General features: G+C 57.5%; 19 protein-coding genes, 1 other RNA gene and 1 pseudogene. 11 read left to right on the forward strand and 10 right to left on the reverse strand.

Features of this window, described 5'->3' with window-relative positions:
• Positions 1 to 7: 7 nt before the first annotated feature.
• From dnaJ to grpE, 3 genes are all read right to left on the reverse strand, one after another.
• Entirely contained in the window at positions 8 to 1,132 is a 1,125-nt protein-coding gene (dnaJ, locus tag AABM55_RS24955; protein ID WP_054594070.1) for a molecular chaperone DnaJ, read from the reverse strand.
• Positions 1,133 to 1,429: 297 nt separating this feature from the next.
• Entirely contained in the window at positions 1,430 to 3,346 is a 1,917-nt protein-coding gene (gene dnaK / locus AABM55_RS24960; RefSeq protein WP_054594071.1) for a molecular chaperone DnaK, read from the reverse strand.
• 102 nt (positions 3,347 to 3,448) lie between these two features.
• Positions 3,449 to 4,015, reverse strand: coding sequence for a nucleotide exchange factor GrpE (gene grpE, locus AABM55_RS24965; protein ID WP_054594072.1), 567 nt, complete (start codon positions 4,013 to 4,015; stop codon positions 3,449 to 3,451).
• A gap of 248 nt (positions 4,016 to 4,263) precedes the next feature.
• Between grpE and recN the strand changes: the two genes are divergently transcribed.
• The gene (recN, locus tag AABM55_RS24970; protein WP_054594073.1) at positions 4,264 to 5,937 is read left to right on the forward strand and encodes a DNA repair protein RecN; all 1,674 of its coding nucleotides are present in this window, start codon (positions 4,264 to 4,266) and stop codon (positions 5,935 to 5,937) included.
• Positions 5,938 to 6,012: 75 nt separating this feature from the next.
• On the opposite strand, the gene fur is transcribed toward recN, so the two are convergent.
• Positions 6,013 to 6,417 carry a ferric iron uptake transcriptional regulator gene (gene fur / locus AABM55_RS24975; RefSeq protein ID WP_019691775.1) on the reverse strand — a complete coding sequence of 135 codons (405 nt, stop codon included), beginning with the start codon at positions 6,415 to 6,417 and terminating at the stop codon, positions 6,013 to 6,015.
• 97 nt (positions 6,418 to 6,514) lie between these two features.
• Here fur and AABM55_RS24980 point away from each other — a divergent pair, with 97 nt between their 5' ends.
• Positions 6,515 to 7,042 (forward strand): outer membrane protein assembly factor BamE, encoded by a 528-nt coding sequence (locus AABM55_RS24980; protein ID WP_054594074.1) that lies wholly within the window; start codon positions 6,515 to 6,517, stop codon positions 7,040 to 7,042.
• Between the two features lie 60 nt (positions 7,043 to 7,102).
• On the opposite strand, the gene AABM55_RS24985 is transcribed toward AABM55_RS24980, so the two are convergent.
• Genes AABM55_RS24985 through AABM55_RS24995 form a run of 3 tightly spaced genes read right to left on the reverse strand, consistent with a single transcriptional unit; the run spans position 7,103 to position 9,258 of the window.
• On the reverse strand, positions 7,103 to 7,420 hold the full coding sequence (locus AABM55_RS24985) for an RnfH family protein (protein WP_347928030.1): 318 nt from the start codon (positions 7,418 to 7,420) through the stop codon (positions 7,103 to 7,105).
• Entirely contained in the window at positions 7,413 to 7,847 is a 435-nt protein-coding gene (locus AABM55_RS24990) for a type II toxin-antitoxin system RatA family toxin (RefSeq protein ID WP_054594076.1), read from the reverse strand. The genes AABM55_RS24985 and AABM55_RS24990 overlap by 8 nt, the downstream gene beginning before the upstream one ends.
• A gap of 7 nt (positions 7,848 to 7,854) precedes the next feature.
• On the reverse strand, positions 7,855 to 9,258 hold the full coding sequence (locus tag AABM55_RS24995; RefSeq protein ID WP_103318585.1) for a sodium-dependent transporter: 1,404 nt from the start codon (positions 9,256 to 9,258) through the stop codon (positions 7,855 to 7,857).
• A gap of 118 nt (positions 9,259 to 9,376) precedes the next feature.
• Here AABM55_RS24995 and smpB point away from each other — a divergent pair, with 118 nt between their 5' ends.
• Positions 9,377 to 9,859 (forward strand): SsrA-binding protein SmpB, encoded by a 483-nt coding sequence (gene smpB, locus AABM55_RS25000; RefSeq protein WP_019691770.1) that lies wholly within the window; start codon positions 9,377 to 9,379, stop codon positions 9,857 to 9,859.
• 185 nt (positions 9,860 to 10,044) lie between these two features.
• Here the strand turns inward: smpB and AABM55_RS25005 are convergent, their stop codons facing one another.
• Positions 10,045 to 10,812 (reverse strand): FCD domain-containing protein, encoded by a 768-nt coding sequence (locus tag AABM55_RS25005; protein WP_103318583.1) that lies wholly within the window; start codon positions 10,810 to 10,812, stop codon positions 10,045 to 10,047.
• 261 nt (positions 10,813 to 11,073) lie between these two features.
• Here AABM55_RS25005 and AABM55_RS25010 point away from each other — a divergent pair, with 261 nt between their 5' ends.
• From AABM55_RS25010 to ssrA, 7 genes are all read left to right on the forward strand, one after another.
• Positions 11,074 to 12,762 carry a lactate permease LctP family transporter gene (locus AABM55_RS25010; RefSeq protein WP_347928031.1) on the forward strand — a complete coding sequence of 563 codons (1,689 nt, stop codon included), beginning with the start codon at positions 11,074 to 11,076 and terminating at the stop codon, positions 12,760 to 12,762.
• A 150-nt stretch (positions 12,763 to 12,912) separates the two neighbouring features.
• Positions 12,913 to 13,737: a (Fe-S)-binding protein gene (locus AABM55_RS25015; protein ID WP_347928032.1), complete on the forward strand. Its 825-nt coding sequence runs from the start codon at positions 12,913 to 12,915 to the stop codon at positions 13,735 to 13,737.
• Positions 13,734 to 15,188, forward strand: a complete 1,455-nt coding sequence (locus AABM55_RS25020; RefSeq protein WP_054594081.1) for a LutB/LldF family L-lactate oxidation iron-sulfur protein — start codon at positions 13,734 to 13,736, stop codon at positions 15,186 to 15,188. Before AABM55_RS25015 ends, AABM55_RS25020 begins: the two co-directional genes overlap by 4 nt.
• Positions 15,188 to 15,859, forward strand: a complete 672-nt coding sequence (locus AABM55_RS25025; protein WP_347928033.1) for a lactate utilization protein C — start codon at positions 15,188 to 15,190, stop codon at positions 15,857 to 15,859. The genes AABM55_RS25020 and AABM55_RS25025 overlap by 1 nt, the downstream gene beginning before the upstream one ends.
• A complete protein-coding gene (locus tag AABM55_RS25030; protein WP_347928034.1) occupies positions 15,856 to 18,666 on the forward strand; it encodes an FAD-binding and (Fe-S)-binding domain-containing protein in 2,811 nt (936 codons plus the stop codon). The genes AABM55_RS25025 and AABM55_RS25030 overlap by 4 nt, the downstream gene beginning before the upstream one ends.
• A gap of 163 nt (positions 18,667 to 18,829) precedes the next feature.
• Entirely contained in the window at positions 18,830 to 19,105 is a 276-nt protein-coding gene (locus tag AABM55_RS25035; RefSeq protein ID WP_103318571.1) for a hypothetical protein, read from the forward strand.
• A 93-nt stretch (positions 19,106 to 19,198) separates the two neighbouring features.
• Positions 19,199 to 19,592, forward strand: a transfer-messenger RNA (tmRNA) gene (gene ssrA / locus AABM55_RS25040).
• Positions 19,593 to 20,159: 567 nt separating this feature from the next.
• Here the strand turns inward: ssrA and AABM55_RS25045 are convergent.
• Positions 20,160 to 21,524 carry a hypothetical protein gene (locus AABM55_RS25045; protein ID WP_347928035.1) on the reverse strand — a complete coding sequence of 455 codons (1,365 nt, stop codon included), beginning with the start codon at positions 21,522 to 21,524 and terminating at the stop codon, positions 20,160 to 20,162.
• Between the two features lie 260 nt (positions 21,525 to 21,784).
• A pseudogene (locus AABM55_RS25050) lies at positions 21,785 to 21,955 on the reverse strand (XRE family transcriptional regulator); the annotation flags it as partial.
• Between the two features lie 642 nt (positions 21,956 to 22,597).
• Between AABM55_RS25050 and AABM55_RS25055 the strand changes: the two are divergent.
• Entirely contained in the window at positions 22,598 to 23,950 is a 1,353-nt protein-coding gene (locus AABM55_RS25055) for an OprD family outer membrane porin (RefSeq protein WP_347928036.1), read from the forward strand.
• Positions 23,951 to 24,024 lie beyond the last annotated feature (74 nt).

The raw sequence follows: 24,024 nt of genomic DNA on the forward strand, positions 1-24,024 counted from the left end.
CGACTCCTTACAGATCGCCGAAGAAGCGCTTCACGCCTTCGAACCAACCGGTGGTTTTCGGCGAATGGCTGTTGTCGTCCGCCAGGGAACTGCGGAACTCTTCCAGCAGTTCGCGCTGACGACGCCCCAGATTGACTGGAGTCTCGACCACCACACTGCACATCAGGTCGCCCGCGCCACCGCCACGAACCGGTGCCACGCCCTTGCCACGCACCCGGAACTGCTTGCCGGTCTGCGTGCCTTCAGGAATCTTCAGCCTGACCCGACCATCAAGGGTCGGAATCTCCAGCTCGCCGCCCAGCGCTGCATCGACGAAGCTGATCGGCACTTCGCAAAACAGATGCTTGCCGTCACGCTGGAAGATCGCGTGCTCGCGCACGTTGATCACCACGTACAGGTCGCCAGTCGGCCCACCTTGAGTCCCCGCCTCGCCTTCGCCAGACAGACGAATACGGTCGCCGGTATCAACGCCAGCCGGCACTTTCACCGACAGGGTCTTGTACTCTTCGACACGGCCTTCGCCATTGCAGGAGTTGCATGGATCGGAAATGATCTTGCCCTGACCATGGCAACGCGGACAGGTTTGCTGCACCGAGAAGAAGCCTTGCTGCATGCGCACCTGACCGATACCGCCGCAGGTTGGGCACGTGACCGGCGCAGAACCTTTCTTGGCACCCGACCCGTCGCACGGCTTGCAGTTGACCAGTGTTGGAACACGGATATTCACGGTTGTGCCACGCACCGCTTCTTCCAGGTTCAGCTCCAGGGTGTAGCGCAGATCGCTACCGCGCTGAGCACCGCCACGGGAACCGCCGCGACCACCACCGAAGAAGTCACTGAACACATCACCGAAGATATCGGAGAAGTTCTGACCACCAAAACCAGCACCGCCGCCACCCATGCTTGGGTCGACACCGGCATGACCGTACTGGTCGTACGCCGCGCGCTTGCTGGAATCGGACAGTACTTCGTAGGCCTCGTTGGCCTCCTTGAATTTTTCTTCCGACGCTTTGTCGTCAGGATTACGGTCCGGGTGGTGCTTCATTGCCAAGCGACGGTAGGCCTTTTTCAGGTCCGTTTCGCTCGTGCCACGCTCAACACCCAACACTTCGTAATAGTCACGCTTTGCCATAAGTCTTTGCACTCTTAAGGACGTTCGGCAAACCCCTCCTGAGCTTCGCCAAACTCGTTGAGCCCCAATACAGGCCCGGACCCAACTCACGTCAATTCAACGATCCTGGTCTTTGATTCGATGCGATACCTGTGGATCGGAAAGCAGGAGCATCCCCGTCCGCACCGCCAGCATCCGAACGCTGTCGCATGCTGTAAAAATTCGTCTACTCCAGACACGCCAACGCGGGAGCAAGCTCCCGCGCGGCGACATCCTACCAGTCACCGCACAAAGGCAGTCAACCGGCCGACCAACAACTTACTTGTGTTCTTTGACTTCTTCGAACTCAGCGTCGACAACGTCGTCAGCCTTCTCAGCTTTTTCAGCGTGCGGTGCCGCACCGTCAGCTGGCTGAGCCTGTTCGGCGTACATCTTCTGCGCCACTGGAGCGGAGACTTTCGACAGCTCTTCAACCTTGGCCTCGATAGCAGCCTTGTCGTCGCCTTTAACAGCGGCTTCCAGGGCAACCACGGCGGCTTCGATTGCGGTCTTCTCTTCAGCAGTCACTTTATCGCCAGCGTCAGCGACCATTTTGCGCGTCGAGTGAACCAGCGCGTCGCCCTGGTTACGGGCAGTGGCCAGCTCTTCGAACTTGCGGTCTTCGTCAGCGTTGGTTTCAGCATCGCGAATCATCTGCTGAATTTCTTCCTCGGACAGACCGGAGTTGGCCTTGATCACGATCGACTGAGTCTTGCCGGTAGCCTTGTCTTTGGCGCCTACGTGCAGGATGCCGTTGGCGTCGATGTCGAAGGTCACTTCAATTTGTGGCACGCCACGTGGTGCTGGTGGAATCTCGGCCAGGTCGAACTTGCCCAGGGACTTGTTCTGCGCAGCTTGCTTGCGCTCACCTTGCAGCACGTGAATGGTCACTGCGCCCTGGTTGTCATCGGCAGTCGAGAACACTTGCGATTTCTTGGTAGGAATCGTGGTGTTTTTCTCGATCAGCGCAGTCATCACGCCACCCATGGTTTCGATACCCAGAGTCAGCGGGCTGACGTCGAGCAGCAGGACGTCTTTCACGTCACCGGCCAATACTGCACCCTGGATAGCAGCACCCATGGCAACGGCTTCGTCCGGGTTAACGTCTTTACGGGCTTCTTTACCGAAGAACTCGGTCACCAGTTTCTGAACCAGTGGCATACGGGTCTGACCGCCGACCAGGATCACGTCGTTGATCGCGCCAACGTCGATACCCGAGTCTTTCAGGGCAATGCGGCAAGGCTCAATGGTGCGTTGAACCAGGTCTTCAACCAGCGCTTCCAGCTTGGCGCGGGAGATTTTCACGTTCAAGTGCTTAGGACCGGTCGCATCTGCAGTGATGTACGGCAGGTTAACGTCGGTCTGCAGGCTCGAAGACAGCTCGATCTTGGCTTTCTCAGCGGCTTCTTTCAGGCGCTGCATGGCCAGCGGGTCACCTTTGAGGTTCATGCCGCTTTCTTTCTTGAATTCGTCAACGAGGTAGTCGATCAGACGAATGTCGAAGTCTTCACCGCCCAGGAAGGTGTCACCGTTGGTGGCCAACACTTCGAACTGGTGCTCGCCATCAACTTCGGCGATCTCGATTACGGAGACGTCGAAAGTACCGCCACCCAGGTCATAAACGATCACGGTGTGATCGCCCTTGGCCTTGTCCATACCGTAGGCCAGAGCGGCTGCGGTTGGTTCGTTGATGATGCGTTTTACGTCCAGGCCAGCAATACGGCCGGCGTCTTTGGTCGCCTGACGCTGACTGTCGTTGAAGTAGGCCGGAACGGTGATGACCGCTTCAGTCACAGTCTCGCCGAGGTAGTCTTCGGCGGTCTTCTTCATTTTTTTCAGGATTTCAGCCGAGATCTGTGGCGGCGACATTTTCTGGCCGTTCACTTCAACCCAAGCGTCGCCATTGTCAGCCTTGGCGATTTTGTAAGGGACCATCTTGATGTCTTTCTGTACGACTTCTTCGTCGAACTTACGGCCGATCAGACGCTTCACCGCATACAGGGTGTTGTGCGGATTGGTCACAGCCTGACGCTTGGCCGACTGACCCACCAGGATCTCGCCATCGTTGGCATAAGCGATGATCGACGGCGTAGTACGCGCGCCTTCAGCGTTTTCGATAACTTTGGCTACGCCGTTTTCCAGCACGGAGACGCAGGAGTTGGTAGTCCCCAGGTCGATACCGATAATTTTGCCCATGTTCACTCTCCCGAAACTTTGGATTTGGTTGCCGCAGCAGTGGTGGCTAACTGCGGTAGCACTTAAACGCTTGACATCTAAATGGGGGCCTTACGGCGGATTTCAAGCCTGCTCGTCAATCGAAGGCGAAACCGGCGCCGGAGCCTTGCTGACCACGACCATGGCCGGGCGCAGCAGACGACCGTTGAGCATGTAACCCTTCTGGAACACCTTGAGCACGCTGTTGGGCTCGACGTCTGCACTTTCCTGCATGGCCATCGCCTGATGATGCGCAGCGTTGAACGGCTCACCTTCAGGATCGATCGCTTCCAACTGATAACGCTTCAGGGTGTCCTGGAACATTTTCAGGGTCAGCTGGATGCCTTCACGCATAGGGCGGATGCTTTCGTCGTCCGGGTTGGACAGCTCAAGACCACGCTCCAGGCTGTCGACGATCGGCAGCAAGTCGTTGGCGAACTTCTCTAACGCGAATTTGTGAGCTTTTTCTACATCCTGCTCAGCGCGACGGCGGACGTTCTGCAGATCGGCAGCAACACGCAAAGACTGATCCTGCGCGCCAGCCAGTTGCTCTTCGAGCACTTGTACACGAGCCGCCAGGTCTTCACCCGATGCTTCGGGAGCCTGATTGGCGTCTGGATTTTGCGTATCCAGCGTCTGTTCGTCAGCCATAGATTTCTCCTTTCAAAATCGTGCGCGAACTCGACTCGCGCTTCTGCCCCGGTATATGGGGTCGCAAATTCCAGGTTCAAGGGCTGCCGGAACTCTGAACGCTATTACCCTTACAAAACGACTGATTTAATATCCCGGCGGTTTTAAAAAAATCCATTTTCCAAGCAAATCGAGCTAAACACGGGCATTGTCAGCCAGAAACAAAACACTGTATAAATAACCAGACCTAAAGCCTGGGAGCGGCCTCTATGCTGGTGCACCTGTCCGTACATAACTACGCAATCGTTGAACATCTCGATCTGGAACTTGATCGCGGGATGAGCGTGATCACAGGGGAAACCGGTGCAGGCAAGTCGATCATGCTCGACGCCCTGGGCCTGACCCTGGGCGATCGCGCCGACAGCGGCGTGGTTCGCCCAGGCGCCGAGAAGGCCGACATCCTGGCCACATTCGACCTGGCCGATATTCCGGAAGCCAGTACCTGGCTGGCCGAGCGCGACCTCGATACCGACGGCCCATGCATCCTGCGCAGGGTGATTACCGCCGAGGGTCGCTCGCGTGGCTACATCAATGGCAGCCCCTGCCCGCTGGGCGACCTTAAAGCCCTTGGCGAACTGCTGATCGATATCCACAGCCAGCATGAACACCAATCGTTGCTGAAAACCGACACGCACCGTCGGCTGCTCGACGAATATGCCGGCGCCACGGACCTCGCCCGCCAGGTGCAACTGGCCGCCCAGCGCTGGCGCCAGACTCGCCAGGAGCTGGAGCGCCTCTCCAACTCCGGCGACGAGCAGCGCGCTCGCCACCAATTGCTCAGCTACCAACTCGAAGAGCTGGAAAACCTCGGCCTCGGCGAGAGCGAGCTGGAGCAACTGGAGCAGGAACACAAAAACCTGACCAACGCCGAAACCTTGCTGGGGATTTGCCGACAAGTGGTCGAGCAGTGCAGCGAAAGCGATTCCGGCAATGTACTGAACGCCCTGACAGCCAGCCTCAATCGCCTGTCGAGCGTGAGCAACTCGGTCGGCGCCCTGGGCGAAGCAACCAATCTGCTGACCAGCGCGCAAATTCAGGTGGAAGAAGCTGTCGGCGAGCTGAACCGTTTTCTCGACCATTTCGATGCCGATCCGGCACGCCTCCAGCAACTCGAAGAACGCCTGGATTCGATCTACACCCTGGCGCGCAAACACCGGATTCAGCCCACCGAAGTCGCAGAACTTCAGCAAAGGCTGCTGGACGAAATCGAGACACTGAATGCCAACGACGAGTCCATCGAACGACTGAGCGAAGAACTGGGTGCATTCGCCCGGCATTACCAGGAAAAAGCCCGAGAGCTAAGCGATCTGCGTCATCAGGCTTCGACCAGCCTGGCCAATGCCGTCGAACAGGAAATTCAACGCCTGGGCATGCCCGGCGGCCGCTTCACCATTGAGCTACGCCCCAACACCAGCACTGAACTGCTGCCCAACGGCCTCGAGCAGGTGGAACTGCTGGTCAGCGCCAACCCAGGGCAACCGCTCAAGGCACTGGCCAAAGTCGCATCGGGGGGTGAGTTGTCACGAATCAGTCTGGCCATCCAGGTGATCACCGCACAAACCTCGCGAGTGCCAACACTGGTGTTCGACGAAGTGGACGTCGGGATTGGCGGCCCGACAGCGGAAATTGTCGGCCAGCTCTTGCGCCGCCTCGGAGAGCGCGGACAGGTGCTGACCGTCACTCACTTGCCGCAAGTAGCCTCCCAGGGCCATCAGCATCTATTTGTCCACAAGGTGCGCGGTGACGATGCCACGCACACCGCCGTGTCCAAGCTGAGTAAAAACGAGCGTATTGAAGAAGTGGCGCGAATGCTGGGAGGGATCGACCTGACCAAGGAGTCCCTGGCCCACGCAAAGAAAATGGTCGTGACGGCAAAAATCTAAAGTCACCAGACAGCACGAAGGCGACCCTTGGGTCGCCTTCGTTCGTATCGCGGACCAGAAATCCGCGCGACATGCTTACTTTTTCTTGCGTACGTACAGCACCAGGTTGTGATCCACCAACTCGAAGCCGTGCTTCTCGACGATTGCCTTCTGAAGCTTTTCGATTTCTTCCTCGAAGAACTCGATCACTTCACCGTTCTCCACGTTAACCATATGGTCGTGGTGACCGCCGTCCGCCAGTTCGAAGACCGCGTGACCGCCGTCGAAATTGTGACGGACCACCAGACCAGCCGCTTCGAATTGGGTCAGTACACGGTAAACCGTGGCCAGACCGACATCCTCGCCAGCTTCCATCAGCGCCTTGTAAACATCTTCAGCACTCATGTGACGTTGCTCGGCGGAATCGAGCATTTGCAGAATTTTGACCCGTGGCAGGGTCACTTTAAGGCCGGCTTTGCGTAGTTCGCTATTTTCAACCATGGTCAGCTTTCTCGCGATGCTGCTTCGCAGCTACTCTTAATGCGGGTATGATCGGCGTTTACGTTGTCCCAGCCAAGATAGTGGAAGTCGCCCACCGATGCAAAACACCAAGCTCTTGCTAACCAGTTTCACCTTTGTGGGACTGCTCGCACTCGCCGGTTGTTCATTCCCCGGGGTTTACAAAATCGACATCCAGCAGGGCAATGTCGTCACGCAGGACATGATAGACCAGTTACGCCCGGGAATGACCCGTCGGCAAGTACGGTTTATCATGGGCAACCCTCTGCTGACCGACACGTTCCATGCCGATCGCTGGGATTACTTGTATAGCCTGCAGCCAGGCGGCGGTGAACGCCAACAGGAACGCATCAGCGTTATCTTCAACCCTAACGACCAGCTTGTCAGCCTGTCGGGTGATTTCATGCCTGGCGTGAGCCGTGACGAAGCGATTCTCGGCAAGAACAGCGGCACCACCGTAACCGCCCCTGCTGAAAACGCCGAGAAGCCAAAGCCAGAGAAACCGGTAAAACCAGGTTCGCTGCTGGACCAGATCCAGAAGGACGTCGACAAGGTCGAAACCGTTCCGGTCCCGACGCCAACACCGTTGGACACATCGCCGCAATAAATTGCGACACAACAAAAAGCCCGGCATGCCGGGCTTTTTGTTGCCTGTCATTTGGGAAATCTACTGATCCCGGGCCTTGGCCTGCGCCGCAGCCTTGGCCGCACGTAATCGGCGCACCTCTTTTGGATCCGCCAGCAACGCTCGATAAATCTCGATGCGGTCACCCGCCTGAACCTGACGATTCTCAGGGTCGGCAATCACCTTGCCGAAAATCCCCACGGGGCACGCCGCCAGGTCCAGTTCGGGGAATTGCTCGGCGATGCCTGATTCAGCCAATGCCGCTCGCAGTGTAGTGCCTACAGGCACCGCCACCTTGAGCAACATCTGCCGATCGACGGCGGCATACACCACCTCGACGTCAATCACCGGCTTAACCATGCAACTGCTTGGCGCGCTGACAGAACGCGTCCACCAACGTGTTAGCCGCCTGATTGAACAACGGTCCCAGGGTCGCCCGAACAATCGGCCCGGCATAATCGAACGACAGGTCCAGGCTGATCTTGCAGGCTTTCTCGCCCAATGCCTTGAACACCCAAACACCATGCAACTGATTGAACGGCCCCTCTTCGAGATGCATCTCGATCGAAGACCCGGCCACCAGCGTATTGCGCGTCACAAAGTGCTGGCTTAACCCGCCCTTGGCAACGCCTACGCTTGCACGCATGTGCACGGCAGAGCTCTCCAGCACTTCAGCCTCGGAACACCAAGGCAAAAATTCCGGATAGCGCGCCACGTCATTGACCAGGTCATACAGCGCTTGTGCCGGATACGGCAACAGGGCCGAACGTTGAATATGTGTCGTCATGTCAGCGTCACTTCCACAGCTGGGCGGCAAACACTACAAGAATGCCGATTGGCGCCACATAGCGCATCAAGAACAATGTCAGAGCAAACAATGCCGGGCTGCGCATCGACAGTTCGTCGCGCACCGCTTCACGGCCCATCACCCAACCTGCAAACACCACAAAGCACAAACCACCGAGCGGCAACATGATCCGCGAGGTGAAGAAATCGATCACACCAAAGAAATCCAGACCATTTTGCGCCCCCCACTGGTAGAGGTGAAACGCACCGCCATCATTCACGAAAAACTTGGCCTGCTTCCAGATATTGAAGGAAAACACCGTTCCCAAACCAACAAACCAGCAACTGAATGCCAGCCAGAACGTCACCCAGCCACGACGGATGTTGGTCCGCTCAACCAGGTAGGCCACCATCGGCTCCAGCAAGGAAATCGCCGAACTCCAGGCCGCAATCGCCACCAGCACGAAAAACACCACCCCCATCAACTGGCCGAATGCGACGTTACCAAAGGCAAACGGCAGGCTGACAAACATCAATCCTGGCCCTTCACTTGGGTTCAAACCGGCAGCAAACACAATCGGAAACAACGCCAGGCCGGCCAGCAACGAAACAAAGGTATCCAGTAACGCAACGCCGACGATGGTCCCGGAAATCGACGAATGCTTAGGCATATAAGCACCGTAGATCATGATCGAGCCCACACCGACGCTAAGGGAAAAAAACGCATGCCCCATGGCTGGCAGCAAGCCGTCCAGCAATTTGTCCGGGTTGAAGTCGAACATGAAATGCACGCCTTCCATGAAGTGCCCGGTGGTCAGGCTGTAGCCCAACAGAATCACCAGCATCACGAACAGCAACGGCATCATGATCCGCAAGCTGCGCTCAAGCCCCGCGACGACGCCTTTGGCGATAACGAATGCCGACAGCAACATGAAGAGGGTATGCCACAGCGTCAGACGCCAAGGGTCGGCGATCACCCCGCCAAAATAGGCGCCGACCTGATCGGCCGTCACGCCCTGGAAATCACCGCGCCCCATATCAATGATGTAATCCAGCGACCAGCCACCCACCACACTATAGAAAGACAGGATCAGCAGCGCCGTGATCATCCCGGCAAACGCGCCCCAGGACCATTTCGCCGAATGCCCGGCTTCAAGCGCCAGAACCTTCAAGGCATTTGCCGGACTTTGCCGGGCACGACGACCGATCAGGGTTTCGGCCAGCATCACCGGCACGCCGATCAGCGCAATACACGCCAGAAACACCAACACAAACGCGCCGCCGCCATAGACGCCGACCATGTAGGGAAACTTCCAGATACTACCCAGCCCCACGGCTGAACCGGTCGCAGCGAGTATGAAAACCCAACGGCTAGCCCAACTACCGTGGACTGAAACCTTGTCTGACGACATCCTGAACACGCCCAACCGATCAAAAAAGAGGGCGCATTGTCCGGGATTCACTCAATGCGCTCAAGCACGCAGGTTCACCGTAGCCGACTCGCGCGCAACTCCCTATAATGCCGCCCCTATGGCTAAACAGAAGAAACACCCCGAAGGGACCATCGCGCAGAATAAAAAGGCGCGACACGATTACTTCATCGAACATCGATTCGAGGCTGGCATGGTCCTGGCCGGCTGGGAAGTAAAGAGTCTGCGTGCAGGCAAGGCACAACTGGTCGACAGTTATGTGCTGCTCAAGGATGGCGAGGCGTGGCTGCTCGGCAGTCATATCACTCCGCTGACCACCGCCAGCACCCACGTCATCGCCGACCCGACGCGCACGCGCAAACTGCTGCTCAACCAGCGCGAGCTGGAGAAGCTGTTTGCCGCAGTGCAACAGAAGGGTTACGCCTGCGTCTGCCTGTCGTTGTACTGGAGCAAGCACTTGATCAAGTGCGAGATCGCTCTGGGCAAGGGCAAGAAGGAATACGACAAGCGTGATACCGAGCGCGAACGCGATGCCGGTCGCGAGTTGCAGCGCGCGGTGCGGAACAAGGGCAAGGAAGATTAATCTTCCAGCCCGAACGCGACCACTGTGGCGAGGGAGCTTGCTCCCGCAGGCCGGCCCGCGCTCGGGCGAAGCAGTCGTAAACCGGTAAACATATTCCGTCTGCGCGATTGTAATGACTGGCTTGAGGGCCGCTTCGCATCCCAGCGGGAGCAAGCTCCCTCGCCACACAAAATCCACTCACACAGCTACATCCCCTTGCGCCGCTCCGCCCGAGCCATGCGCTGCATTTCCTGACGCACTTCTTCGAGCACTTCCTGCACATACAAAATGTGTCGACTGGAAATTTCTCGCGCCTGCTCTGCACGCCCTTCGATAATCGCCTGATACAACTCCCGGTGCTGACTGATCAGCATGTCGCGGGTTTCGACGCGCTGCTTGTACATGCCACCGATGTTGGTCACCACGTTGCGCTTGAGCAGATCGAACAGTCCGCGAATTGTGTGCAACAGCACCGCGTTGTGACTGGCTTCGGCAATAGCCAGGTGAAAGTTCGCATCCGCCGCCCCCTCTTCCGCACGACTCACCTGATCATGCCGCGAGTAGCAATCCTGCAACTCTTCGAATGCCGCAGTCAGTCGCTCACGATCAACATCCGTCGCGCGCAATGCAGCGTAATAAGCGCATGAAGCTTCCAGCGTATGGCGAAACTCCAGCAGATCACGCTGGGCTTCGGGGTTGCTTTCCAGCAGATGCAGCAGCGGATCACTGAAGGTTGAACCGAGTGATTCAACCACATAGTTGCCGCCGCCCTGGCGACTGACCAGCAGCCCCTTGGCCGCCAGTTTCTGGATCGCCTCACGCAATGAAGGGCGCGATACACCGAACTGCTCAGCCAGAGCGCGCTCCGCCGGCAATCGCTCACCGGACTTCAGCGTGCCCTCCAGGATCATCCCTTCGAGCCGCTCGACAATATCGTCAGACAAACGGCGCTGACGAATCTGATCAAACCCCATAACTCATTCTCCACGATCCCGACGGCTCGCCGGGCTCTCTATTCTGGCCTATTGGCGTCGTGCCAGCACCTACCAGACGGCGTTTGATCGAACAGATCAGATGACCTCTGCACCGCTCATTCGACGAAAGTTTCAGGGCGGCAAATTGACACACCACACCCAAGGCTTTTACCCTAGCCAACAGCGATTGTAAATTGGTATTACCAATTAACCAAGAACGCTGACCAGTGCCTGACCAACAACAATTAGGGGCCACCCCATATGCAAACCTGGCAACAGCTCTACAGCCCGCTCGGCAGCCTCGGCTTGTCCGCACTCGCGGCCGTTATCCCCATCGTATTTTTCTTCCTCGCTTTGGCCGTGTTTCGCCTCAAAGGACACGTCGCCGGGAGCATCACCCTGGCGCTGTCGATTCTGGTGGCGATCTTTGCCTTCCAGATGCCTGTCGACATGGCCTTCGCTGCTGCCGGCTATGGATTTGCCTACGGACTGTGGCCGATTGCCTGGATCATCGTGGCCGCGGTGTTCCTCTATAAACTGACGGTCAAGAGCGGACAGTTCGAAGTGATCCGCAGCTCAGTGCTGTCGATTACCGACGACCAACGCCTGCAAGTGCTGCTGATCGGCTTTTGCTTCGGCGCATTCCTGGAAGGTGCCGCCGGATTCGGCGCACCGGTAGCAATTACCGCCGCGCTGCTGGTAGGGCTGGGTTTCAACCCGTTGTACGCCGCCGGCCTGTGCCTGATTGCCAACACCGCGCCGGTAGCCTTCGGTGCACTGGGGATTCCGATCATCGTGGCCGGGCAAGTAACCGGTATCGACGCGTTCAAGATCGGCGCCATGGCGGGTCGCCAACTGCCACTGCTGTCAGTGTTCGTGCCGTTCTGGCTGGTGCTCATGATGGACGGGCTGCGCGGCGTCAAAGAGACCTGGCCGGCAGCGTTGGTGGCGGGCTTGAGCTTTGCCGTGACCCAGTTCTTCACCTCGAACTTCATTGGCCCGGAGCTGCCCGACATCACCTCGGCACTGGTCAGCCTGGTTTCCCTGACCCTGTTCCTCAAGGTCTGGCAGCCCAAGCGCTCGTTCGCCGAAGCGACCGCCAGCGTCGGTGCCGCAACCGTGAGAAGCGCCGGCGGCTTCGGTCAACCGCGTACGACCCAGCCTTCGCCGTACAGCTTCGGCGAGATCTTCAAGGCCTGGTCGCCGTTCCTGATCCTCACCGCGTTGGTGACCATTTGGACCCTCAAGCCCTTCAAGGCAATGTTCGCCGCCGGCGGTTCGATGTACAGCTGGGTGTTCAACTTCGCCATCCCGCACCTGGACCAACTGGTGATCAAGACGGCCCCGATCGTAGCCGCCCCGACTGCGATTCCTGCAGTGTTCAAACTTGATCCGATTTCGGCGACCGGCACGGCGATTTTCTTCTCCGCACTGATCTCGATGCTGATCCTGAAGATCAACTTCAAAATTGGTCTTACCACTTTAAAAGAAACCTTCTTTGAACTGCGCTGGCCTATTTTGTCGATCGGCATGGTGCTGGCCTTCGCCTTCGTCACCAACTATTCGGGCATGTCATCGACCATGGCGCTGGTACTGGCAGCCACCGGCGCGGCCTTCCCGTTCTTCTCGCCATTCCTTGGCTGGCTGGGCGTGTTCCTGACCGGTTCGGACACCTCGTCCAACGCGCTGTTCAGCTCGTTGCAAGCGACCACCGCACACCAGATCGGCGTCAACGACGTGCTGTTGGTGGCAGCGAACACCAGTGGTGGCGTGACCGGCAAGATGATCTCGCCACAATCGATCGCCGTGGCCTGCGCCGCGACTGGCCTGGTGGGCAAGGAATCCGACCTGTTCCGCTTCACCCTCAAGCACAGCCTATTCTTTGCCACTATCGTCGGCCTGATCACACTGGCCCAGGCCTACTGGTTTACCGGCATGCTGGTGCACTAAGACTACGAGCAACACAGAAAGAACCGACGCCGGACTTTAACTCCGGCGTCAGCGACTCACCACCCGGTCTGCAAGGCTGCTGAAAGCTTCCCGCTTTATAGTCAGCAGCCTCAGCGGACGGATAACCGGGCCCACCCGGAGACACGCCTGATGAGCGAGCTTTTTTACAACGCTGTGCCGAACGCGACCCGTGTCGCCCCGCCACTGCCTGAACCGCGCCAGTACCCCAGCGAGAAACCGCAGCGGGTCTACCTGTTCGGCACGTGTGTGGTCGACCTGTTTTATCCCGACGCCGGGATGGACGCGATTCACTTGCTCGAACGCGAAGGCATTCGCGTGGAGTACCCGCAAGGGCAAAGCTGCTGCGGACAACCGGCCTACACCTCGGGTTACACCGAACAGGCCCGGACCGTAGCGCGCTCGCAACTGGCGCTGTTTGCCGGGGATTATCCGGTGGTGGTGCCTTCAGGCTCCTGCGCGGGCATGCTGCGTGAACATTACGCCGACTTGTTCAAGGACGAGCCGGACACCTTGAAACAGGTCCAGGCCCTTGCAGCACGGACTTATGAGCTGGCCGAGTTTCTGCTGTTCGTCTGCAAGGTGCAGCTCAAGGACAGCGGCAAGCCGGTCAAAGTGGCGTTGCACACCTCGTGCTCGGCACGGCGGGAGATGAACACCCACTTGCATGGTCGCGAGTTGTTGTCGCAGCTGAGCAACGTGAAGCGGGTCGACCACGATCACGAAAGTGAATGCTGTGGCTTTGGTGGGACATTCAGCGTCCGAATGCCAGACATTTCCGGTGCAATGGTCGCTGACAAGACCAAAGCCCTGAAGGAATCCGGCGCACACACGGTGCTGAGCGCCGACTGCGGCTGTTTGATGAACATCAACGGCTCGTTGGAAAAACAGAACGAAGCGTTACGCGGCCAACATCTGGCCAGCTTCCTCTGGCAGCGTACCGGAGGTGCAAAATGAGCACTTCCACGCTGATTCCAACGGTGGCGGTTGAAGAAGATTTTCGCACCCGGGCTCACGAGGCGTTGGGTGACAAGCAACTGCGAAACAACTTTCGCAGTGCAATGGATTCACTGATGGCAAAGCGGGCAGCGTCCTTCAGCGATGCCTTCGAGCGAGAACACTTACGCGCACTGGGCAATGCTATTCGTGCCCGCGCGTTATCCAAGTTGCCCGACCTGCTCGAGCAACTGGAACAGAACCTGACCCGCAACGGTGTGACAGTGCACTGGGCGGAAACGGTGGACGAGGCCAATGGCATCGTCTTGTCGATCATCCGTGCTCACGAGGCGCGGCAAGTGATCAAGGGCAAATCGATGGTCAGCGAAGAGATGGAGATGAACCATGTCCTCGCTGAACAAGGCGTTGAATGCCTTGAGTCGGACATGGGCGAGTTCATCGTCCAGCTCGACCACGAGAAGCCTTCACACATTATTATGCCGGCGATCCACAAGAATGCCGGTCAGGTCGCGTCCTTGTTCCACGACAAACTTGGCGTGGAATACACCAAGGACGTTGACCAACTCATTCAGATCGGCCGCAAGGTCTTGCGGCAGAAATTCTTCGAAGCGGACATCGGCGTCTCCGGCGTCAACTTCGCCGTGGCCGAAACCGGCACCCTGCTGCTGGTGGAAAACGAAGGCAACGGCCGCATGTCGACCACCGTGCCGCCGGTACACATCGCCGTTACCGGGATCGAGAAAGTCGTCGAAAACCTGCGCGACGTTGTACCGCTGCTCTCCTTGCTGACACGCTCGGCCCTCGGTCAGCCAATCACCACTTACGTCAACATGATCTCCGGCCCGCGCAAGGCACATGAACTCGACGGCCCGCAAGAAGTGCACCTGGTTTTGCTCGACAACGGTCGCAGCCAGGCCTTTGCCGACAGCGAACTGCGCCAGACGCTGAACTGCATTCGCTGCGGCGCCTGCATGAACCATTGCCCGGTTTACACACGCATCGGTGGCCACGCTTATGGCGAAGTTTATCCGGGGCCGATCGGCAAGATCATCACCCCGCACCTGGTTGGCCTGGCGAAAGTCCCGGACCATCCGAGTGCCTCGTCTCTGTGCGGCGCCTGCGGTGAAGTCTGCCCGGTAAAAATTCCGATCCCGGCACTGCTGCGCCGCCTACGCGAAGAAAACGTCAAAGCCCCAGACAGCCCTCATCAAGTGATGCGCGGCCAAGGCAGCAAGTACTCGCGCAAAGAGCGCTTCATCTGGAACGCCTGGGCCAAGCTCAACAGCTCGCCGACGCTGTATCGGCTGTTCGGCTTTTTCGCCACTCGCCTGCGCGCCCTCACGCCAAACAACATTGGCCCGTGGACACAAAACCACAGTGCGCCGAAACCTGCCGCTCGCTCACTGCACGACATGGCCCGCGAGCATCTGGCCAAACAGGGAGATCGCTGATGAGCGCCAAGCAAAACATCCTCGCCAAACTGCGCAATAGCCTGACCGGCACCACGCCAGTGCCTGACAACTTCGACGAAGCACTGGTGACCGAGCCTTACACCTACACCCCGGAACAACGCATCCCGCAACTGCGCAAACTGATGGAAGCGGTGCACACCGAAATCCACCTGACCAGCGAGCAAGGCTGGCCCGAGTTGCTCGCGCAATTGCTGCGCGACCGACAGTTGCCGAGCCTGCTGATCGCACCGACTACACCGCACGGTCAACGTGTCACGCAGCACTGGGCGAACAATCCCGAGCTGCCCACACTCAAGGCCTACGACCGTCCGGTGGAAGAGTGGAAGGCGGAACTGTTCAACGACACCCCTGCCAGCCTGACTACCACCCTCGGAGCGATCGCCGCCACCGGCAGCTTGATCATCTGGCCGACCCGCGAAGAACCACGGCTGATGAGCCTGGTGCCGCCGGTGCATTTCGCCCTGCTCAAGGCCAGTGAAATTCGCGACAACTTTTATCAGGTGCAACAAGAGTACGAGTGGGCCCAAGGCATGCCGACTAACGCCTTGCTGGTATCCGGCCCGTCGAAAACCGCCGACATCGAGCAAGTCCTGGCTTACGGCGCCCACGGCCCGAAAGACCTGGTGGTGCTGATCCTGGAGGACCAATGAGTCTACCGGCGGCTTTCCTGCGTGATGCGCAGCGACTGATTCCAGAGGACCGGCGTTTCGACGACCCGCTCTCGACCCTGGCCTTCGGCACCGACGCGAGTTTCTATCGGCTGATCCCGAAGCTGGTGATTCGTGTCGAGTCTGAAGATGAAGTGGTTGCACTGCTCAAACTGGCCCAGCGTGACCGGGTGCCGGTGACCTTCCGCGCCGCTGGCACCAGCCTCTCTGGCCAGGCCATCAGCGACTCGGTGCTGATCGTCCTTGGCGACAACTGGAACGGTCGCGAGATCCGCAGTCAGGGCACACAAATCCGTCTGCAACCGGGCGTGATCGGCGCACAGGCGAACGCTTGGCTGGCACCGTTTGGCCGCAAGATCGGCCCCGATCCGGCGTCAATCAATGCCTGTAAAATCGGCGGCATCGTCGCCAACAACGCCAGCGGCATGTGCTGCGGCACTGCGCAAAATACCTACCACACGCTGGCCGGCATTCGCCTGGTACTGGCCGATGGCAGCCGGCTCGACACCGAGGACGCTACCAGTGTCGCGGCGTTTCGCAACAGTCATGCTGAACTGCTGGAACGCCTGGCGACACTCGGCCGCGAGACCCGCGCCAATAGCGAATTGGCCGCAAGGATTCGCCACAAATACCGTCTGAAAAATACCACCGGCCTGTCGCTCAATGCCTTGGTGGATTTCGACGAACCTGTGGATATCTTGAGCCACTTGCTGGTGGGCTCCGAAGGCACGCTGGGGTTTATCAGCGCAGTGACCTACGACACGGTGATCGAACATCCGAACAAAGCCTCGGCGCTGATCGTCTTCCCGGATGTCGCAACCTGCTGCAACGCCGTGACGGTGCTGAAAACCCAACCGGTCTCGGCTGTGGAATTGCTCGACCGTCGCAGCCTGCGCTCGGTGCAGGACAAACCCGGAATGCCGGCCTTCGTCCAGCAACTGTCGGCCAACGCCTGCGCCTTGCTGATCGAATCCCGCGCTGCATCAACTGCGTTGTTGCACGAACAGCTGGCGCAGATCATGAATTCACTGGCCGCGTTCCCGGTGGAGAAACAGGTCGACTTCACGCAAGACCCGGCAGAAAACGCCAAGCTGTGGGCGATCCGCAAAGACACCTTCCCCGCTGTCGGTGCGGTGCGCAAAACCGGCACCACGGTGATCATCGAAGACGTAACCTTCCCGGTGGAGCAACTGGCGGCTGGTGTGAACCGTTTGATCGAGCTGTTCGACAAACATCACTACGACGAAGCAATCCTTTTCGGCCATGCGCTGGAAGGCAATCTGCACTTCGTCTTCACCCAAGGCTTCAACAGCCCGGAAGAAGTCGCACGCTACCAGGCGTTCATGGACGACGTGGCGCAATTGGTCGCCGTCGAGTTTGGCGGCTCGCTGAAAGCCGAACACGGCACCGGACGCAACATGGCGCCCTTCGTCGAACTGGAATGGGGTAGCGATGCCTATCAGTTGATGTGGCAGCTCAAGCGCCTGCTCGACCCGAACGGGATTCTTAACCCGGACGTGGTGCTCAGCGAAGATCCGCAGATCCACCTCAAGCACCTGAAACCGCTGCCGGCCGCCGACGAGATTGTGGATAAATGCACCGAATGCGGCTTCTGCGAACCGGTCTGCCCGTCAAAAGGCCTGACCTTGAGCCCGCGCCAGCGCATCGTGATCTGGCGTGACATTCAGGCGAAAAAACGCGCTGGCGTCGACACCTCGGCGCTGGAAGAGGCTTATCAATATCAAGGCCTCGACACCTGCGCCGCCACCGGCCTCTGTGCACAACGCTGCCCGGTCGGAATCAACACCGGCGAACTGGTGAAAAAACTCCGTAGCCACACGGCAACCCGGACGAAAACCGCCAACTGGCTCGAAGGAAATTTCGCCACCGCGCTGCAAGGTGCGCGCTTCACGCTGCACGTGGCCAACGGTGCGCGGATGCTGCTGGGTGCGCCGCGGCTGACGAAGATTTCTGCTGCGCTGACCAGGCTGTCGAAAGGGCAAATCCCGCAGTGGACCAACGCCATGCCGCAACCGGAACGAGCGATTCGCTTCAGCCCGACAGTGACCGACGAGCGTCCGCGCGTGGTCTATCTGGCGGCGTGCGTGTCTCGGGTCATGGGTCCGGCGGCGGGAGACAAGGAGCAAATGTCGCTCTACGACAAGACCCGTGGCCTGCTGGAAAAGGCTGGCTACCAGGTAGTTTCGCCGGACAATCAGGACAACCTCTGCTGCGGTCAGCCATTCGCCTCCAAGGGCTATGCCGAACAAGCCGAACACAAACGCCAGGAACTGATCGGTGCGCTGCTGCACGCCAGCCGCGGCGGGCTCGACCCGATCTATTGCGACACCAGCCCCTGCACCTTGCGCCTGGTGCAAGACCTTGGCGATGTACGCCTGGACCTGTACGACCCGGTGCGCTTCATTCGCACGCATTTGATCGAGCGACTGGACTTCACGCCCCAGGAAGCGCCGATTGCGGTGCACGTGACCTGCAGCACTCAGCACCTCGGCGAGAGCCAGGCGTTGATCGATCTGGCGCGACGTTGCAGTAAGAACGTGGTGATTCCGGAAGGCATTCACTGCTGCGGGTTTGCCGGCGACAAGGGCTTCACCACGCCCGAGCTGAACGCTCACTCACTGCGCACATTGAAAGACGCCGTGCAGCATTGCAGCGAAGGCATCTCCACCAGTCGTACCTGTGAAATCGGCCTGAGCCAGCATGGCGGGATCGACTACCACGGGCTGGTTTACCTGGTAGACCGGGTGACCCAAGCCAAAACGGTCTGAAATCGACGCTATCCAGCAAGGGGCACTCGGCCCCTTTGCTGTACTCTCCTGCCGACGAAAACAACGCTATTTTTCTCGCACCACAAGAACCCTTGTGCGCCGCCACAGTCTATCTGTTAAGCCCAAGCCCCTTGCTTCCCGACGCTGTTCAAGGAGAAACCCCATGAAGCGATCCGCCCTGGCCGGACTGCTTATCTGCGCGACACTGACAACCTCCCACGCCTTTGCCTCAAACGAGAGCGATATGTGCGCAAGGAATCTTCAAACACTCACCAGCGAACTGGCCAATGCGACCAAGCTCGATGCCGCCACACAAAGCGACGCCACGAGCAAACTCCAGCAAGCCAAATCCGCCTATGACGCGAAAAACGACCGGGAATGCGTAGCCCTGACGCAGCAAGCGCTGCAGTCCGTCCAAAGCCACAAGAACAGCCAGTAATCCGCCTCTGATACGCAAGCGTGGACAGAAGGTCGACTCGCTCCACGCATTGGCGTACACTGTGTTCACCTGCTGGTTACACACAGCAGGTTCGGGGCCGTTTAGGATTCGACGCCGGTTGCGAAACTTTAGGTGCATGCCGAGTTGGTAACAGAACTCGTAAATCCACTGTTGCAACTTCCTATAGTTGCCAATGACGAAACCTACGGGGAATACGCTCTCGCTGCGTAAGCAGCCTTAGCCCTTCCCTCCTGGTACCTTCGGGTCCAGCAATCATCAGGGGATGTCTGTAAACCCAAAGTGATTGTCATATAGAACAGAATCGCCGTGCAGTACGTTGTGGACGAAGCGGCTAAAACTTACACAACTCGCCCAAAGCACCCTGCCCGTCGGGTCGCTGAGGGTTAACTTAATAGACACGGCTACGCATGTAGTACCGACAGCGGAGTACTGGCGGACGGGGGTTCAAATCCCCCCGGCTCCACCAAACGAAGCATCAACAAAGCCCGCCTAGTGCGGGCTTTGTTGCATCTGGGGTTTGGGGCTTGGGGCTTGGGGCTTCTAGCTTGTTGCGCAAGCACTCTTTGTTGAAAGCCGGCCCGGAACGCGGCATTACGTTGTTTTCCAATCCGTGCCAGCAGCTCAACCTCGCGATACTCAACCCGGATCAGGCCATGCTTGAAAACGACTTTCAGCTTGCCAGCCTCCACCTTGATATCCTCCGCGACCCGAATGTGAGCAGGTACGGCTACGCCTCGACTCGCAAGCCACCGCATTTGAAACCAGCAACGCCGTGCTCTTCGCGATGCTAGACCCAGTCAGCAAAAAAATGATCGTTGCCTGCAACTTCACTGGCATCACTCGCGGTGCTGTCCAAGCCTATTTCCTTGGCTACGTCCTAGCCGAACTCCATCGGGGACACCCGTCAAAAATAAATTCCCCCCCTTTTCCACAGCTTTTATCTAATACTCGCGGCCGCCCTTAGCATCAGTGCCTTGTTGGTTGCCAAACGAAAGTTGAAGTTGTTGTAACTCAACCCATCTGACCGAACACCTCACCAAAACCAATAAGGCAGAAACTTTGGTGTCGGCTCATGGGCCAACTCCAAGTTGTAAGTAATAGAGTTAAAGAAAAACATATCCAATATAAGGAAAGCGATAGCACCAAAAGAAAAAATCACAAACTCACGATGTGGATGCGCGCAGAAATTCGACTCCATCCAGGGCCGAACTGCAACAAGGGAAATCAACCCCACTAACGCACCGAAATAGTTTGGCCGAAGAGGTGTCACAGCATAAAAACCATATGTAAATACAAGCAGCAACAGTCCCAACCCAATAACTGGCAAGTTCAAGCAAAAGCCCAACAGCTTATCTCTGGCGCTTGCAAATAGTTGGCTGCGATCTACAAAAATGTAGGCAGCCAACAAGGAAATAGCGGGGGTAATTGAAAGTACATAACGCGCCTTTTTAGAGCTTGGAATCGTGAACAGCACGACTACCACAAGGAGCCAGCCCGTGAGATACAAGAGCATGTTCGTGGCCGGATGAGCTGAACGCTCAAAAAAGTACTTACCCGTCTTGATGATGACGCTCAAAGCAATAAAAGCGGTTACGCCATAGGTCAGCAAGCCTGCAGAGAAATAGAAGTAATAACGGGGCGCGTGATCACTGCCAAACCGCCCCAACCCCTGCATGATCAAGACCTCTTGTAGAAAGGCGTCACCACCTTGTACGTAGGCAGCCCATGCCAGCACTGCAATACCTGTGGCCAGGACGAGGCCCGCGAACAAGGAGAACACCACCAGCATGCGCCACTGCCGGCTTAACAGATAATAGGAGGCAACTACACTGGCAGGGCCGATCAGGCCAATAGGGCCACGAAATGCAAAGCCCAGCGCAAGCCCCGCGAGTACCAGTAGCAACCGAAAACGTTGTTTATGCACCTCTCCCGAATAGGCCAGGTAGAAGCACATCACGGTAAAAAGTGCAGGGTATACATCCAGCGCCAAGGAGTTTACGCCGTCCAAGAATGACCAAGTGAACAGAGCAAACACAACACCATAGGCACCCCATTTTTTTTCATGCAGCGCACCCAGCTTGTAAATAAACACCAGCATCAAGGCGGCGGCAACACAAAAAGGGAAACCCATCGAAAGGATGGATACACGGCCAAACGGCAAGGAAACCAGATACACGAGGAGCGTGTTGAGCACCGTATAATCAGGGTATGGCTGCAGATCATCAGCGATTGGAAACAGCGTAATCCCATGCTGCAACATATACTGGGCAAAGTCGACAAAGCGCGTGGTGTAATTGAGCACGGCAGGCTTATATTGCAGAATAGCCAATATAATAAATGCCATTATGAAAATAAATGTGCATGGCTTATTTACAGCCACTTCCTTTAACCGTTTCATGTGACCCTACCGCCCCCTGAAAATGCGCAGGCTACCATGTTGTTTTTGGGCCATCCAGATTGCAAAAGTAAAGAGTTGTTAAAAGCAGTACAGCCTATTTATTCAAACTATCCAGATGCGTGCGCTTTCTGAACGCGAGCTGAACAGCACTTAAAAAAGGTGTACACACTCCATTACAGGCCTTGTTTTTTACAAATAAACTCTAACAACGTGAAGACTCAGGGTGTTTAAAAAGTTGGTTTTAACTGACTCCGACAACCTCATGATTCCGGCATCACTACCATCACTTCAGCAACTGCCCCCTCCTCGCCTTCCGCCAGATAGATATGACCAATTGAGCTATTGAAATAGGTTGTTTCGCGGCAACCGATGCCGAGGGATTCGCCGGTCTCGAACTGAATCCGCACGCGCCCCGACAGGACCCCGGCCCACCAAACAAAGCATCAACAAAGCCCGCCTAGTGCGGGCTTTGTTGCATCTGGGGTTCTAGCTTGTTGCGCAAGCAACTCTGCCAGAAACGCGGCATGACGTTGTTTCCCATTCCGAGCCTGCGGATCAACCTCGCGATACTCAACCTGGATCAGGCCCAGCTTGAAAACGACTTTCAGCTTGCCAGCCTTCCCCACCTCCCCCCTTGATATCCTCCGCATCCCGAATGCGAGCAAGTAAGGCTACGCCTCGACTCATAAACCACTGCATTTGAAATTGGTTACGCCACGCTCTTCGCGATGCCAGACCTGGTCAGCAAAAGAAATGATCGATTCCCGCAACTCCACCAGCGTCATTCGCGGCGCTGTCCAAACCTGTTTCCTGGCTACGTCCTAACTGAACTCCATCGGGGACACACTTCGTTTTCTTCTTCAGCGCCTTTTTTATATGCAGGTCAATGCAACGAACATCTAAAGATCGCGTAACCGAATTGTCATATTCGAAGCCCTTAATGCGTTTCAAAATATTGCAGCGATTCAAATGCTTGGCATCAGCGCTGCAAAACTGCCGATGCATGGGTAAAGGATTGCCTTGGATGAACAAGTCCGTCGGCAGGGTGAATTACCCTGTGAACGAGATCCATGATGATCAAGAAACTAGCCGTATCCCTCGTTGGCGCTTTGCTGGGAGGCGCGATGTTGCCTGCCCATGCGGACTTCATCGACGACAGCCATGCCGACTTGACCCTGCTCAACCGCTACCTCAATCAACAAGGCCGTGACGTGGTGGGCAGCACCGCCAAGGCCAAGAGTTACCGCGACTGGGGACAGGGTTTTCAGTTCAATTTCCGCTCCGGTTATACCGACGGTGCTGTGGGTTTCGGCCTGGATCTTGAGGCCTTTTACGGCCTCAAGCTCGACTCTGGTGGTGACCTGAATAACAAGGATCACCAGAGTCGTTATCCCGGCAGCATGTTCCCGCTGGATGATGGGAAATCCGCTAATGACTTTAGTGTCTTGAGCCCGACCTTCAAGATGCGCTTCCTCAAGGATGAGTTGCGCGTTGGTATGCTCAGCCAAAATAACCCGATGCTGGCCAACACCGATGGGCGTCTGTACCACCAGACCAACACCGGCGTGCAACTGGTGTCGAAAGACCTGTCCGACTTCACCTTCACGGCTGGCGACATCGTCCGGACGAAAATTCGCAATGAAAGCAACGACAGTGACATGACCACTGGCGGCGGTGCGAAACTCAGCGACCGCTTCCTCTATGGCGGTGCTGACTATACAGGCCTTGCCGACACCACCTTAAGCCTGTGGTACTCCAATCTTCAGGACTACTACCAACAAGCCTTCATCGGCGCCAAGCACACCAGCGCGCTACCGGTCGGTAGCCTCCTCAGTGATTTCCGCGCCTACCGCAGCCTGGGCGTAGGCGGCAACGCGAATGGCGACAGCGACTTTGCCACCGCGGGCTCTTACGGTGACGGCTTGACCAAGGGGCGTATTAACCAGTCCACTATCAGTTTGATGGAAAGCTACAGCCTGGCGGGCCACACCATTGGCTTGGGGGCCCAGAAAAACACCGGTGACAGTGACTTCCCTTACCTGGACTCCGGGCTTAACAGTGGCGCTGCCCGACAAGGTCCTGGCGCCGGCGCTGATACACCGGCACTGACCAACCTGCAACTGAACAAATTCCAGCATGCTGGCGAAGAAACCTGGATGGCTCAGTACAAATACGACTTCGGTCAGTTGGGCATCAAAGGCCTTGGCTTTCTGGCCACTTACGCGCACGGCGATAAGATCAAAGTAACTAAAGGCGGCGACAGCGAATGGGAGCGCGACTTGGCGCTGAGCTACCAGGTGCCTGAGGGTAAGTTGAAGGGACTGGGCGTGACCTGGAAAAACGCCCAGGCCAACCCTAGCCTGACGGGCCAGACCAAGCAGGATGAAAACCGGCTCTACGTGAGTTATATCGTACCGCTTTGGTAAGCACCGATAGTGCAAAAAAGCCCGCAAATGCGGGCTTTTTTATACGTGCGCCAGGCATGGCGCGTTGCGCGTAA

It is taken from the genome of Pseudomonas helvetica, from assembly GCF_039908645.1.
GTDB classification, from domain to species: Bacteria; Pseudomonadota; Gammaproteobacteria; order Pseudomonadales; family Pseudomonadaceae; genus Aquipseudomonas; species Aquipseudomonas helvetica.